Annotated in this window: 15 protein-coding genes; 8 read left to right on the top strand and 7 right to left on the bottom strand. The window is 40.9% G+C overall.

The window, feature by feature from the left end; translation table 11 throughout:
- Window positions 1–69: 69 nt before the first annotated feature.
- Both uvrB and EL242_RS07155 read left to right on the top strand, forming a co-directional pair.
- Window positions 70–2088: an excinuclease ABC subunit UvrB gene (gene uvrB, locus EL242_RS07160; RefSeq protein ID WP_126302085.1), complete on the top strand. Its 2019-nt coding sequence runs from the start codon at window positions 70–72 to the stop codon at window positions 2086–2088.
- Between the two features lie 2 nt (window positions 2089–2090).
- Window positions 2091–2495: a hypothetical protein gene (locus tag EL242_RS07155; RefSeq protein WP_126302084.1), complete on the top strand. Its 405-nt coding sequence runs from the start codon at window positions 2091–2093 to the stop codon at window positions 2493–2495.
- A 224-nt stretch (window positions 2496–2719) separates the two neighbouring features.
- Here the strand turns inward: EL242_RS07155 and purK are convergent, their stop codons facing one another.
- From purK to purE, 3 genes are read right to left on the bottom strand one after another with little or no spacing between them, the layout of a single operon-like run.
- A complete protein-coding gene (gene purK / locus EL242_RS07150; protein ID WP_126302083.1) occupies window positions 2720–3808 on the bottom strand; it encodes a 5-(carboxyamino)imidazole ribonucleotide synthase in 1089 nt (362 codons plus the stop codon).
- A gap of 18 nt (window positions 3809–3826) precedes the next feature.
- Complete coding sequence (locus EL242_RS07145) at window positions 3827–4792, bottom strand: asparaginase (RefSeq protein ID WP_126302082.1); 966 nt, start codon at window positions 4790–4792, stop codon at window positions 3827–3829.
- Window positions 4793–4806: 14 nt separating this feature from the next.
- The gene (gene purE, locus EL242_RS07140) at window positions 4807–5304 is read right to left on the bottom strand and encodes a 5-(carboxyamino)imidazole ribonucleotide mutase (RefSeq protein ID WP_126302081.1); all 498 of its coding nucleotides are present in this window, start codon (window positions 5302–5304) and stop codon (window positions 4807–4809) included.
- Window positions 5305–5475: 171 nt separating this feature from the next.
- Between purE and sspA the strand changes: the two genes are divergently transcribed.
- The 4 genes from sspA to EL242_RS07120 all read left to right on the top strand — a co-directional run bounded on the left by sspA (window position 5476) and on the right by EL242_RS07120 (window position 8017).
- Entirely contained in the window at window positions 5476–6120 is a 645-nt protein-coding gene (gene sspA, locus EL242_RS07135; protein WP_126302080.1) for a stringent starvation protein SspA, read from the top strand.
- Window positions 6120–6521 carry a ClpXP protease specificity-enhancing factor gene (locus EL242_RS07130; RefSeq protein ID WP_126302079.1) on the top strand — a complete coding sequence of 134 codons (402 nt, stop codon included), beginning with the start codon at window positions 6120–6122 and terminating at the stop codon, window positions 6519–6521. Before sspA ends, EL242_RS07130 begins: the two co-directional genes overlap by 1 nt.
- Before the next feature lie 196 nt (window positions 6522–6717).
- Window positions 6718–7677: an ABC transporter substrate-binding protein gene (locus tag EL242_RS07125; RefSeq protein WP_126302078.1), complete on the top strand. Its 960-nt coding sequence runs from the start codon at window positions 6718–6720 to the stop codon at window positions 7675–7677.
- Between the two features lie 79 nt (window positions 7678–7756).
- Window positions 7757–8017, top strand: a complete 261-nt coding sequence (locus EL242_RS07120; RefSeq protein WP_006251053.1) for a GlsB/YeaQ/YmgE family stress response membrane protein — start codon at window positions 7757–7759, stop codon at window positions 8015–8017.
- 49 nt (window positions 8018–8066) lie between these two features.
- Here EL242_RS07120 and EL242_RS07115 read toward each other — a convergent pair whose 3' ends face one another.
- Window positions 8067–8957, bottom strand: coding sequence for a LysR family transcriptional regulator (locus tag EL242_RS07115; protein ID WP_126302077.1), 891 nt, complete (start codon window positions 8955–8957; stop codon window positions 8067–8069).
- Between the two features lie 129 nt (window positions 8958–9086).
- On the opposite strand from EL242_RS07115, the gene topA reads away from it, so the two are divergent.
- Window positions 9087–11693 (top strand): type I DNA topoisomerase, encoded by a 2607-nt coding sequence (gene topA, locus EL242_RS07110; RefSeq protein WP_126302076.1) that lies wholly within the window; start codon window positions 9087–9089, stop codon window positions 11691–11693.
- Between the two features lie 49 nt (window positions 11694–11742).
- Here the strand turns inward: topA and EL242_RS07105 are convergent, their stop codons facing one another.
- Genes EL242_RS07105 through EL242_RS07095 form a run of 3 tightly spaced genes read right to left on the bottom strand, consistent with a single transcriptional unit; the run spans window position 11743 to window position 14556 of the window.
- Complete coding sequence (locus EL242_RS07105; RefSeq protein ID WP_126302075.1) at window positions 11743–12681, bottom strand: gluconeogenesis factor YvcK family protein; 939 nt, start codon at window positions 12679–12681, stop codon at window positions 11743–11745.
- 13 nt (window positions 12682–12694) lie between these two features.
- Complete coding sequence (locus tag EL242_RS07100) at window positions 12695–13771, bottom strand: AI-2E family transporter (protein WP_126302074.1); 1077 nt, start codon at window positions 13769–13771, stop codon at window positions 12695–12697.
- Between the two features lie 29 nt (window positions 13772–13800).
- Window positions 13801–14556 (bottom strand): class I SAM-dependent methyltransferase, encoded by a 756-nt coding sequence (locus tag EL242_RS07095; RefSeq protein ID WP_126302073.1) that lies wholly within the window; start codon window positions 14554–14556, stop codon window positions 13801–13803.
- A gap of 151 nt (window positions 14557–14707) precedes the next feature.
- Here EL242_RS07095 and EL242_RS07090 point away from each other — a divergent pair, with 151 nt between their 5' ends.
- Entirely contained in the window at window positions 14708–14917 is a 210-nt protein-coding gene (locus EL242_RS07090) for an alternative ribosome-rescue factor A (RefSeq protein ID WP_126302072.1), read from the top strand.
- The last annotated feature ends 48 nt before the right edge of the window (window positions 14918–14965 follow it).

The following is a 14965-nucleotide window of genomic DNA, read 5'->3' as shown; positions in this document are numbered from 1 at the left end:
CAAAAATCCCGATAAAAACGACCGCTTGCTTGTGCTAAAATAGACCGATTTTTTAAGACAGGATTTTCTATGAGCAAGCAAGGCAAACCCTTTATCCTCCATTCCCCATTCAAACCCTCAGGCGACCAACCGAGTGCGATTGCTAAACTGACCGAAGGCTTAAATGATGGCTTAGCACATCAAACCTTACTTGGTGTAACTGGCTCGGGTAAAACCTTTACCATTGCGAATGTGATTGCCAAGCTCAATCGCCCTGCGATGGTGCTTGCCCCAAATAAAACCCTTGCCGCCCAGCTCTATGCCGAGATGAAGGCGTTCTTTCCGGAAAATGCGGTGGAGTATTTTGTCTCGTACTACGACTACTACCAGCCCGAAGCCTATGTGCCGGCAAGCGATACCTTTATCGAGAAAGATGCCTCTATCAATGAGCAGATCGAGCAGATGCGACTTTCAGCAACCAAATCCTTTTTGGAACGCCGAGATACGATAGTGGTTGCCTCCGTTTCTGCCATTTACGGCTTGGGTGATGTGGACGCTTATATGCAGATGATGTTGCATTTGCAAGTGGGGGCGATGATTGGGCAGCGTGAAATTCTCTCTCGCCTTGCCGAATTGCAATACACCCGCAACGATCAGGCATTTCAGCGTTCGACTTTTCGAGTGCGGGGCGATGTGATTGATATTTACCCTGCCGAAAGCGATGAAGTGGCGTTAAGGGTAGAGCTGTTTGACGATGAAATCGAAAATCTGTCGCTATTTGATCCGCTTACAGGGCATAGCTTGGGCAAAGTGCCACGTTATACCATTTACCCAAAAACCCACTATGTGACCCCACGAGAGCGAATTTTGGAGGCAATCGAGCAAATTAAGGTCGAGCTTGCCGAGCGCCGTACCTATTTCATTAAAGAGAACAAATTGCTGGAAGAGCAGCGGATCGCCCAACGTACGCAGTTTGATATTGAGATGATGAATGAGCTGGGCTACTGTTCGGGCATTGAAAACTACTCCCGCTATCTCTCGGGCAGAAAAGAGGGTGAAGCCCCGCCGACCCTGTTTGATTATATGCCGGCGGACGGTATTTTGGTGATTGATGAAAGCCACGTTACTGTGCCACAAATCGGCGGAATGTATCGGGGCGACCGAGCCAGAAAAGAGACGCTAGTGCAATATGGTTTCCGCCTGCCGTCTGCACTGGATAACCGCCCATTGAGATTTGAAGAGTTTGAACGCCTTTCCCCGCAGACGATTTACGTTTCTGCCACACCGGGGGCGTATGAATTGGAGAAAAATCCGGACGTGGTGGATCAAGTGGTTCGCCCAACCGGCTTGCTCGACCCGATTATCGAAGTTCGCCCCGTTGCTACGCAGGTGGACGATTTACTCTCTGAAATTCACAAACGAGTGGCGGTGGACGAACGGGTGCTGGTGACAACACTCACCAAAAAAATGGCGGAAGATCTCACCGATTATTTGGACGAACACGGCGTGCGGGTTCGCTATCTACATAGCGATATTGACACGGTGGAGCGGGTGGAAATTATCCACGATTTGCGAATGGGAATGTTTGACGTGCTGGTGGGGATCAACTTATTGCGTGAGGGATTAGATATGCCCGAAGTGTCGCTGGTTGCCATTCTTGATGCCGATAAAGAGGGCTTTTTGCGTTCCGAACGCTCGTTAATTCAGACCATCGGACGTGCTGCCCGAAACCTCAACGGCAAAGCGATTTTATACGGCGACCGCATTACCAACTCAATGCAAAAAGCAATTACCGAGACCGAACGCCGCCGTGAAAAGCAGATGAAATACAACGAAGAACACGGTATCACCCCACAAGCGTTGAACAAAAAAGTGGGCGAATTGCTCGATATCGGACAATCCGACAAGCCAAAACGAGGCAAACAAGCGGTCAAAAAAGCCGAAAATTCTACAAGCGACTACAAGCCGAAATCCCGCAAAGAGTTGGAAAAAGAGCTTAAAACGCTGGAACAACAGATGCGTGATTTTGCGAAAGATCTGGAATTTGAAAAAGCGGCTGCGGTAAGGGATAAGTTGCAGCAGTTGAAAGCGTATTTATTGGAGGTTTAAATGTGATTTCTCGTTCATTATTTTCAAAATTAATTTTATTTGCCAAAATTGTTATTTTCTCTCAGCTTGTTTTTATGGTGGTTATCTGGATTGCTCATCACATTATGCAGGAGTACAGTAATCCGTTTGAGCGATTTGGTACTTTGTTCAATAATGTGTTTTTGACTTTTATTATTCCGATGATGGTAAGTAGTGCGGTTATTGTTTATAAAGGTTATACCCAGAAAAATGAAGATAAAGTGTTTTGGATTTATATGGGGTTCTTTTTAATTTGGATTTTGGGATTTATTTATTTTGAGCCGGCAGTTTATGATAAATCACTGAAGATTTCAGGTGCAGGATTTGGGGCGATGCTCTCTATTATCATTTGCTCGAAGTTATTGCCTAAGGAAACAAATAAAGAGTAGCCCTAAGATTCTTGTGAAAAAATCTGTTTTCTCGGAGGAAGAAAATGCTTTTTGATAGCCATATCCACCCTGAGGAATTTTCAGATCAAGATGATGACCGGAAGTAGCCATTATGTTGAATTATTTTGCAAATTTTAGCACTAAGTCGACCGCTTGTTTGGTACGAGCGAGGAAGCTCGCACCATCGGGGAACATATTTCAAAAAAGTTACAAAATTCGACCGCTTACTTGAGCTTGTTAATTGCCCAATCTAGTCCAGAATGAAAATCTTCTGTTAGGCTTGGTCTTAGTTGCTCCAGTAATTCGATTAATCGGTTTTTGTTTGGGTGAGTGAGGTTGATATGCCCAACTTTTCTACCGGTTCGGACTTCTTTGCCATACCAATGTAGTTGGCTAAATGGGAAGTTTAACCATTGGTTGTTATGTTCGATGCCGATCAAGTTAACCATCACGCTTGGGGCGATTTGCTTGAGTTCTGGTGTCGGTAGATCTAATAACGCCCGTAAATGTAACTCAAATTGGCTAATGGAACAGCCAAGTTGTGTCCAGTGTCCGCTGTTGTGCACTCGAGGGGCAAGCTCGTTGATGAGTAGCTTTTCACCCACCACAAAGCATTCCATTGCCATTACGCCGACATACTCTAATTTTTGCATTACCGCAGAGAGCATCTGTTCGGCTTGTTGTTGGTAAAGGGCTTGGTTCGGTAAATTCACATCAGAAACGGAATAACGTAGAATGCCATTTTGTTGTAAATTGTGAGAAATAGGGTAAAAACGGGTTGAACCGTCACGGAATCTTGCCCCAACAATGGAAATTTCTCCATCAAAGGGGATAAATTTTTCGGCAATCACTTCGCCAAATAATTCAGGTGTAATTTGATCAATCGACTCTTGGGTTACAATCCATTGCCCACGCCCGTCATACCCACCGGTTCGGCGTTTAACTACCACTTTTTCGCCGATATGCTGAAAAATATCTTGCCATTGTTCGGCATTTTCTAGTAGTTTCCATTTTGAACTCGGAAGATTGAGCTCATCAAGTAGCGATTTTTGCGTAAAACGATCGGCTAACTTCCCAAACACATTCAGGTTCACAAAGTTAGGGTGATTACCGAGTAATTGCGTTAAAGGTGTGTCTGCCCAGCGTTCGATTTCTGCGGTAATAATGCTGTTTGCTTCAATCTCAAACACAGGAGCATCAAAAGCAAGTGGTTTGACTTCAATATCAAGCGGAGCACCGGCGTAGCGTAGCATTCGCCCTAGCTGACCGTTGCCTAATACATAAACAGGTGGGTAGATTGCACTTTTTTGCATTGTGATATTCTCAATGAGTTAGAAATAGTCTGATAGTGGTTTGTTTAAGGTTTGGTTGAGCAAAACCATAAGTTTAATGCGAGCTTTTTGCCCGCTTAATCCTTTGGTAAAAATAATGCCTTGTTGCTTTAACTGTTTTCCGCCGCCTAAATAATCATAGACATCTTGGGTAATGCCGTTGAATGCTCGGGAGACAATCACAATCGGAATATCAGCATTTACCAGAGCTTTAACCCCTTCAAGGCAGCTTGGCGGCAAATTGCCTGCACCTAATGCTTCAATTACCACCCCATCGCAGTTGCTTTTCGCTAATTGTTCCAACAGAAAACTATCCATTCCAGCATAGGCTTTCAGTAGTTGCACATTAGTTTTGGTTAATTGCTGAATCGGGAAGCGTTCGTAAGCGGTCAATTTTTGGAAAAAAATGACAGATTCTTTCGTCACTAAGCCACAAGGCCCAAAGGTTGGGGTTTGGAAAGTTGCCACGTTGGTAGTGTGGGTTTTGGTCACAAATTTAGCATTGTGGATTTCATCATTCATCACCACTAATACGCCCTTATCTCGGCTTTCTTCATTTAATGCCACTAAAATCGCACTTTGTAGATTGATTAAGCCATCAGCACCAAGTTCATTGCTGGAGCGCATCGCTCCTGTAATTGCCACAGGTATATTTACGTTGAGGGCTAAATCCAGAAAATAGGAAGTTTCTTCTAATGTATCTGTGCCGTGGGTGATCACTACGCCATCGACACTTTCCTCATTCACTGCCTTTTCAATCCGTATTTTTAACTGTTGCCAATGTTCAATATTGATATGCGGAGAAGGAATATTAAATAACGATTCTTGCACCAATTTTGCCGGGTGGTTTAAACGTTTTAAGGCTGCTAAGAGAGGGTTTTCGGTGGAAGGGGAGACTTTGCCGTCTTCCCCTTCTTTCATTGAAATAGTGCCACCGGTGTGGAGAATTAATAATTTTTTAGACATCTTTTATACAGTAGTTATTCAACACGAGGATCAGGATTATCTAATACCATCTGAGTTTGGGTTTGACGAAAAATACGCAGTTTTTCTGCAATATCAGGGTTAAAGGCTGCTAAAATTTGAGCGGCTAATAAGCCTGCATTTGCTGCACCTGCCGGCCCGATTGCCAGTGTGCCGACCGGAATGCCTTTCGGCATTTGCACAATCGAATAGAGGCTATCTACACCACTTAACATTGAGCTTTTTACCGGCACACCTAACACCGGAACAATGGTTTTAGCGGCGATCATTCCGGGTAAGTGAGCCGCACCGCCGGCTCCGGCAATAATCACTTTATAACCGTTAGCTTCTGCCGTTTCGGCAAAAGAAAAGAGTTTATCCGGTGTGCGGTGTGCGGAGACGACTTCAACGTGATAGCTTAAACCGAATTGGTCTAAAATTTGTGTGGCTTCAGACATAGTTGCCCAATCACTCTTAGAACCCATTACGATCGCAATTTCAGCTTTGTTTGGCATTTTAAATCCTTATTGTACTAATGTAAAACAGAGTAATCATAGCATATAAAGCAAACGTTTGCGTAGTGGTTTGATATAATAAAGCCTAATTTTAGGGCTGTTATCTGTTGGTTAAAATATGGTATAATCCACAACCAATTTTATTTTTTAATTAGATCATCGGAGATATAAATGACGAGTAGTATAAACAAACGTTCGGTAATGACTCTTTTTTCGGATAAAAACGATATTTACAGCCACCAAGTGCGTATTGTATTAGCAGAAAAAGGGGTACCTTATGAAATAGAGAACGTTATGCTAGGCAGTATTTCTGAAGATTTATTAGAATTGAATCCTTACGGTAATATTCCTACATTGGTTGATCGTGAATTAGTGCTGTTTAACCCTCGTATTGTTATGGAATATTTAGATGAGCGTTTTCCTCACCCACCATTAATGCCAGTTTACCCGGTTTCTCGTGGTCAGTGTCGTTTAAATATGTATCGCATTGAACAAGATTGGTATTCACAAATTGATATTGTGAATAAAGATCCTGAATCAGCAGAAGGTAAGAAAGCGTTAGCACAGCTTAAAGAAGATGTGTTAGCATTAGCGCCTATTTTTGCGGCTAAACCTTATTTTATGAGCGATGATTTCAGCTTGGTTGATTGCTATATTGCACCGTTATTATGGCGTATGCAAATCTTAGGGGTTAAATTCAGCGGCGCAACGGCAAAACCAATCAATGCGTATATGACCCGTGTATTCCAACGTGATAGTTTTATCCAGTCTGTTGGCGGCGAAGCGCCAAAACATTTAATGGACGATAAAGACTAATGAAACCATTAAGACCTTATCTTTATAATGCCTACTATAACTGGATTATTGATAGCGATAGCACGCCTTACTTATTAGTGAATGCGGAATTTCCAGATGTTGATGTGCCGGTAGAGTTTGTCAAAGAAGGGAAGATTATTTTAAATATTTCGCCTCGTTCCATCGGGCAGTATATTGTGGCTGATGAATACATTAGCTTTAGCGCTCGTTTTCAGGGAATGTTAAGAGATATTTATATTCCTTTTGGGGCAATGGTGGCGATTTATGCGCAAGAAACCGGTGATGGTATTATGTTCCAAGAGGAAGCCTATTACAGTGAAGAGGCTTATCAAGCTAGAGCAGAGGAGCAGCCTAAAAAACTCAAGACGAAGAAAACATCTACCTTAAAGTTAGTGAAATAAGAGATCTATTTCATCAAAACGCATTACAAGCGGTTAAATTTTTCTGATTATTTGCAAATATCAGTCAAAATTTAACCGCTTGTTTGTTTTGTGACGGAAATCATCAAATTCCACTTGCACTCTGACTAAAAATTGCTTATCTTTGTTTTGTGTTTGTACTGTTGTGATAGTACAGTAATAATATTAAGGAGAGAAAATGAAATTCCATAAAACCTTATTAGTGACGTTGTTAAGTTCACTTTCTGTAGCGGCATTAGCTCAAGATAAAATTCAAAATGTAGCAATTACGGCGATTGTTGAACACCCAGCATTAGATTCAATTCGTAAAGGTGTGGTTGAAGAATTAGCCCGAGAAGGGTTTGTTGATGGTAAAAACATTAAGATCGACTATCAGTCTGCACAGGGTAGTACCGCCACTGCAGCACAAATTGCGCGTAAATTTGTTGGGGATAAAGCAGATATTATTATCCCGATTACGACACCTTCGGCACAACCTGTCGTTGCTGCAACACGTTCTATTCCAATTGTGTTTTCAGGCGTAACTGATCCGGTTGCTGCAAAATTGGTAAAATCTTGGGAGCCAAGTGGCACTAACGTGACTGGGATTTCAGACCACAAATCGATCGCTCCACAAGTGAAATTAATTCAAACATTAGTACCTGATTTGAAAGCAGTTGGCTATGTTTATAGTGCAGGGGAAGTTAATTCTGCGATTGTGTTAGACGAATTAAAACAAGAGGCTCAAAAACAGAGCTTTACTATAGTGCCGGTTGCTGTTCAACGCAGTGCCGATATTGGCACTGCTGCTCGCAGCCTAAACGGAAAAGTGCAGGCTATTTATATTTCTGAAGATAATGCAGTTGTTTCGGCTTATGAGGCCTTACATAAAGCGGCTTTGGAAGCAAAAATTCCGGTGATTGCTGCTGACCGTGATACAGTACAACGTGGTGCAGTGGCAGCTTATGCGGTTAATCAATATGATATTGGTGTGGCAACCGGTAAAGTTGCTGCTCGTGTATTAAAAGGGGAAAAAGCAGGGACAATTCCAACCCAAGAAGTCAGCAAATTAGAGCTTTCAATTAATACTAAAACGGCAAAAGAATTGGGCATTACTATACCAGAGGTATTAATCAAAGAAGCTAAACAAACTTTTTAGTGTAAAAAATAAAAATTTGTTTTATTTGTCATAATCTTGTAGAGTAAAAATTCATTTCAACTCAGCTAAGGAGAATATTATGGGATGGATTGCTGCAATTATTGTTGGCGCTATAATTGGTTGGATAGCTTCGGCTGTAATGAAAAGTGAAGGCGGACTTTGCAAAAATATTATTATTGGTATTGTTGGTTCATCACTTGGACGCTGGGTATTTGGTGATGTATTAGGTATTGGTTCCGCTTATAGTGCTGGAGACTTTAATATAGTCGGTATCTTTTTTGGTGTATTAGGTGCAGCTCTTTTGATTTTCATTTTGAGAAAATTAAGCATAATTAACTAATTTCGTATTTCAGAAAGGAAGCAGTTGTTTTATAACTGCTTCTTTTTTGTTAAATATACTCTTTTTGCTCTTGCATCAGTTGTGAGAAAAAATCAATTAGGATTCGCACTTTAGGAGAGAGATAACGACGGTTTGGATAGAGTAAGCTGATTTGTAAAGGTTCTTGTGTCAAAAAAGGCATAATAGGAATCAACTCTCCGTTTTTTAGCTCGTGTTTTATTAAAAACTTTGGAATGTTAATGATGCCCAAACCAGCTTTTGCCATTTGTACTAACGCATAACCATTGTTACTGTAAATTTTACCTTGTGGTTTAATTTGCATTTTTTGTCCTTGTTGAGAAAATTGCCATTGAGGATGGTATTCATAGAGTAGGCAGTCTCGTTCCACTAATGCTTCTAAGCTTTTAGGTTCGCCAAATCGAGCTAAATAATCTGGAGAAGCAACTAAAACCAAATGGGAATCTGCAATTTTTTTCGCCACAATGGAACTATCTGCAAGGCTACCAATACGCAGCACCAAATCAAAGCCTTCTGCAATCACATCTACCCGACGGTCGCTAAATTCAATATGAAGGGCTAAATTAGGGTAATCTTCCATAAATTTCCCAAGGTAAGGGGCAATGAAGCGAGAGCCAAAATCCATTGGTACAGACATTGTTATTTTCCCTTGTAGTGTTGAGTTAATATTACTTACGCTGGCATCAGCCTCTTTTAGTTCATTTAAAATAGGCAAGCATTGCTGATAGTAGAGCAGTCCTGCCTCAGTTGGTGTGATTTTTCGAGTGGTTCGTTGTAGTAAACGCACATTGAGATGTTCTTCTAACTGAGCCACTAATTTACTTGCCATTGGTAACGAAATTTGAGCTTGTTGTGCTGCTTGAGTGAAACTTTGGGTTTCAATTACTTTACAAAATAAACTGATTGCGTTTAGTTTATCCATTTTCTCTCTTCTTTATATTGTAATTTGTGTTAAGGCTTGCTATCGTAAAAATAGTGTCTAAAAAAATCAACTTAAAAAGAAATAATTTCAAACAATTTAAAATAATTATTAAAAATTAGGTAATAAATCATGGGAAAATCACTAGTTATTGTGGAGTCTCCGGCTAAGGCAAAAAAAATTAACCAATATCTTGGTAGTAATTATGTGGTGAAATCGAGTGTGGGGCATATTCGAGATTTGCCGAAAAGCGGTAGTGATGAAAAAACGGAAAAAGCAAAGCCAATTTCAACTAAAGGAATGAGTGCTGAGCAAAAAGCGAAAATTAAGGCAGAAAAAGAACGTGTTGCGCTAGTTAAGCGTATGGGAATCGACCCATATAACGGCTGGAAAGCAAATTATCAGATTATGCCAGATAAAGAGAAAGTGGTTTCTGAGCTAAAATCGTTGGCAAAAAAAGCGGATCATATCTATCTGGCAACCGACTTGGATAGAGAGGGAGAAGCGATTGCGTGGCATTTGCGTGAAATCATCGGTGGTGATGACAGCCGTTTTAGCCGAGTGGTATTTAATGAAATCACCAAAGATGCGATCAAAAAAGCCTTTGATGATCCGCAGCCGCTCAATATTGATCGTGTAAATTCCCAGCAAACCCGCCGCTTTTTAGACCGTGTGGTGGGCTTTATGGTGTCGCCGTTATTATGGAAAAAAGTCGCTCGTGGTTTATCGGCAGGGCGTGTGCAATCGGTAGCCGTAAAATTACTGGTTGAGCGTGAGCGTGAAATCAAGGCGTTCCAAAGCGAGGAGTTTTGGACTATTCTTGCCAATACGCAAATTAATCGTAAAAAACTACCGCTTGAATTAACCACTTATAAAGGTAAAAAATTCTCGGCAAGCAATGAGGCTGAAGCAAATGTTGCAGTGCGTGCGTTGGAGCAGAGCGATTTTATTGTTTCTAATATTGAAGCCAAAGAAACCAGCTCTCGTGCTTCAGCACCTTTTATTACTTCATCGTTACAACGTGCCGCCAGCACCCGTTTAGGCTTTGGAGTGAAAAAGACGATGATGTTAGCTCAACGGTTGTATGAAGCGGGTTACATCACCTATATGCGTACCGATTCAACCAACCTTAGCCGTGAGGCATTGGCAATGGCTCGAGGCTATATTCAAGAGAACTTCGGGGCAAATTATTTGCCGGAAAAAGCAAATGTGTATCGCAGTAAAGATAATGCCCAAGAAGCTCACGAAGCTATTCGTCCGTCGGATGTGAATGTCAAAATGGCAGACTTAAAAGCAATGGATAAAGATGCCGAGCGTTTATACGATTTGATTTGGCGTCGTTTCTTGGCGTGTCAAATGTTACCTGCTCGTTATGATTCTACCGCAGTAACAGTGTCTGCCGGAGACTATGAGCTAAAAGCAAACGGGCGTGTGATGCGTTTTGACGGCTGGACGAAAGTGCTACCGGTGCAAGGCAAAAATCCGGAAGATCAGGAGTTACCAGCGGTTGAACTGCATCAAAAATTGACGCTTGATGAAGTTTTGCCAAGTCAGCATTTTACTAAACCGCCTGCACGTTTTAATGAGGCGTCTTTGGTTGCTGAGTTAGAAGAGCGAAAAATTGGTCGCCCTTCAACCTATGCTTCAATTATTTCGACGATTCAAGAGCGTGGCTATGTGCGTACCGAAAACAAACGTTTTTATGTGGAAAAAATTGGTGAGGTAGTGACTGATCGTCTCAATGAATCGTTCAAAGATTTAATGAATTATGATTTTACAGCCAATATGGAAGAGGTGCTCGACCAAATTGCAGAAGGCAATAAAAATTGGAAAGAAGAGTTGAATACCTTCTTCAAACATTTCTCTGAAGAGCTGAGCCAAGCTGAATTAGATGAGCTGGAAGGCGGGATGAAACCAAACAGCCTTGTGCCAACCGATATTGATTGCCCGACTTGTGGGCGAAAGATGGCAATTCGTACTGCCTCCACTGGAGTATTTTTAGGTTGTACCGGTTATGCTTTACCACCAAAAGAGCGTTGCAAAACGACAATGAATTTAATTCCTGAGGCTGAATTTTTAAATGTGCTAGATGTTGATTCTGAAGCAAAGGCCTTGATGGCTCGTAAGCGTTGCCCGAAATGCGATTCTGCAATGGATAGTTATGTGATTGATGCTGAACGTAAATTACACGTTTGTGGTAATAATCCAAATTGTGATGGTCATATTATTGAGCAAGGTTCATTCAAAATTAAAGGCTATGACGGGCCGGTGGTGGAATGCGATAAATGTGGTTCAGATATGCACTTAAAACTTGGGCGTTTTGGTAAATATATGGGCTGTACAAATTGCGATAACACCCGTAAAATTCTGAAAAATGGGGAAGTTGCTCCGCCAAAAGAAGATCCTATTGCTTTCCCGGAATTAAAATGTGAAAAAGCTGATGCCTATTTTGTATTAAGAGACGGAGCAAGCGGTGTCTTTATGTCGGCTCATAACTTCCCGAAAGTGCGTGAAAGCCGTGCGCCCAAAGTAGCAGAACTGGCACAATATCGTGAACGTTTACCGGAGAAATTGCAGTATCTTGCCGATGCTCCGCAGCAAGATCCGGAAGGAAATGAGGCTATTATCCGTTTTAGTCGTAAAGAGAAACGTCAATATGTGACTTCTGAGAAAAACGGCAAAGCCACCAAATGGATTGTTGATTATCTAGATGGTAAATGGGTTGAGCGTAAGAAATAAAGCTTAAAAGACAAGCGGTAAAATTTTCTAAAAATTTTACCGCTTGCTTTTATATGTTCTGAGCGAGTAGTTCATCAATTGCTTTACTTAATTTATTGCGATCGTGTCGGTAATAAACGTCATTCGCAGATAAGTTTTTTCGCAAGATTTGAATATGTTCGGGAAGTTCAGAACCTTCATCATCAGTCGTAATTACCGCATTAATTCTAGCCTGTCCGATACAGTTCTCCATCCATTCAATTCGCTGATTAAGTGATAGTTGCCCAGCTGGACCATGTTCTTGTCCGATATTATCAATAAAAATGACTTTAGCTTGGCTTTTGGTAATCGCTTGTGCCAGTTCGGAAACTAATAAATTCGGCATAATACTGGTAAAAAAGCTACCTGGGCCTAGCAGTATTAACTCAGCACTTTGAATAGCTGAAATGGCTTCCGGTGTAGCAACAACTATAGTATCTAACGCTAAATGTTGTGGTGTTTCTGCTAAAGAATCAATTTGCACTTCACCAAATACTGATTCGCCTGAATGCAACTGTGCAATTAAATGCACCGGTGTTTCAGACATTGGGATAAGTTGCGATCTTACGTGCAATAATTCTCGCACCAAATTAATCCCTTCTAGCGGTCGGATTTGCATATTTTCAAGGGCGGTGAGAATTAAATTGCCTAGATTATGTCCAGCGAGTTCGCCTGTGCCAGCAAAACGATACTCAAACAACCGAGAAGCTATCGTTGGTTTAACGATAATTTGATTTAAACAGTTGCGTAAATCTCCCCAAGCAATCACCCCTTGTTGTGAACGTATTCTACCGGTTGAGCCTCCATTATCGGTAGTGGCAACAATGCCGGTAAGCCGTTCCTTTAAAAAAGAGAGCGCGGAGAGCAATCGACCTAAGCCGTGGCCCCCACCTAGTGCAACAACTGCATTGAGTTGGTTTAAATAGTGATGTCGGGTAGGTTTAAAAGGAATAATATCTGTATTTTCCATCTTGGGATTTCGTTTATTTTTCTAAAATAATGGCATCTGACTGGGCTGAAGGCAATGCTTGTAATACAGCTTTAACCAAAGTCGCTAAAGGAATCGCAAAAAACACCCCCCAGAAGCCCCATAAACCGCCGAAGATCAGCACTGCGACAATAATTGTCAGCGGATGTAGATTAACTGCCTCAGAAAATAAGAAGGGGACAAGTAAATTTCCGTCTAGCAACTGGCTAATAATAAAAGCAAGCATTAAATAGTAGAAATCCGGTGATAACCCGAACTGGAATAGCGCAATTAATATTACCGGAATACTGACTAAAACTGCACCGATGTAGGGAACTAACACTGAAATCCCTACCGCTACAGAAAGTAGTAACGGATAGCGCAAATCAAAAAAGAGGAAAATAATATAAGTGACAACCCCAACAATTAGAATTTCTAAAAATTTTCCTCGAATATAGTTGGCAATTTGTTGTTGCATTTCAAACCATACTCGTGTTGCAAGTCGGCGGTTTTGCGGTAATATTTTACTAAAAGAACGCATTAAAACGGTTTTATCTTTCAGTAAGAAAAAGACCATGAGTGGGACTAAGAAGGTGTAAATGCCTAAGCCAACTAAGCTGATTATAGAGTTGATCGAGAGTGTTAGAAGTGATTCTCCCATACGTAAAATATTACTTTTAGCGGTATTCACAATGGAATCTAGGGTCGCATAATCTACTAATTCAGGGTAATGCTCCGGTAGGGCTTGTAACCAAGCATTGAGCAGATTAAACATCGAAGGTAAATCTTGAATAAAGGTAACTGCTTGATTCCAAAGGCTTGGTAATAGCACTACGCCTAAAAAAGACAATAAAGCGATGAAACCTCCTAACACTAGAATGACACTCAAAGTACGAGGTAATTTGAGTTTGCTCGACAAAAAACGGATTGGCCATTCCAATAAATAGGCAAATACAAGTGCAACCAGAAGGGGCATAAGTAGATCGCTAAAAAAATAGATAATGCCGAAACCGATCAATAGAATACTAAGCAGCACAACTATTTGGGGGTCGGTAAATTTTTTTCGATACCAATCTTGCAACATTTGAAACATATGGCGTGCCTTAGATTATGCGATGAAAATTATTTCTGGCTACAGACTGCAATGAACCCTAGCTTTTTGTCCGGATCATTAAACAGTTTGTACATTTTATTAAAGGTTTCGCGATTTTCCGGCTTTAATGCATTGCCGATAATTTTCATAGCACCTAAAACACCTTCATCATGAATCAGACCTTTAGGGGAAAGCAGGGACATTTCTCCGGAAAAGGTATCGACATTACGGAAACCACAACGTTGGAATAATGATTTCCAGTCTGCTTTAGAGAGAGGGGATACAGTGATTTTAATAGCATCACGTAATTCAGCTAACAAGGGAGCAGTGTCTTCACTATGGATAACAATATCGTGCGTTAATAAAAAACCGTTTGGTTTTAATACACGAAAATATTCACGTATTGCCTTTTCTTTCGCTTCTAGAGGAAGCATTGTTAGCATGGCTTCGTTAATCACAATATCAAAACTTTCGTCTTCAAATGGCAGTTTTGTTGCGTTGGCGCGCTGTACTTGAATTAAGTGCTCAACATGGTTTTCTTTAATATTTTTACGTGCTTTTTCAAGCGCATCTTCGTCTAAATCAATACCAACAATTTGGCATTCAAATTGTTGAGCTAATTGGATTGCAGTAGTCCCCATGTTGCAGGCAACTTCGAGCACTTTTTTATTTTTATCAAAATCCCCGTTTGCAATTAACCAATCGGTTGCTAATTTACCACCCGGGCGTAAACGAGTTTTGCCTAAACGAGCTAAAAAATGATGACCAACTTCTTCTTTTTTCATAAAAACCTCTGGATTTGCAAAATACGTTAAATATATGACCGCTTGTATTGTGATCTATGTTCGTTATTATACTCAATTTTTTCATTTTCTTATATACAACATCGACAGATTTTGCCAGAATACAGTCTCATTTTTATATGAGGAAAATAGGATGAGTAAGCAAAAGAATGATTACCTCCACCAGAGAGGTCAAATTAAAGAAAGTGCAGTAAAAGCATTAGTGACTGATCCACTTTTTAGACAGCGTGTAGAAAGAAATCGCAAAGGGAAAGGGAGTTATCGCAGACAAGAAAAACACAAAAGAACTCTCTATGGGCAAAAAGAAACCCCATTTAAAAATATTCGGTTAGAGTCTTTTTAAATGGGGTTTTATCTTGTAGCTTATTGTGGTTTTATAAGCCTCTGATAA

This window comes from Mannheimia haemolytica (assembly GCA_900638155.1).
Taxonomy (GTDB): Bacteria; Pseudomonadota; Gammaproteobacteria; order Enterobacterales; family Pasteurellaceae; genus Mannheimia; species Mannheimia glucosida.
Note: the sequence above shows the minus strand (reverse complement) of the source record. Positions and strands in the feature narration are given on the sequence as shown.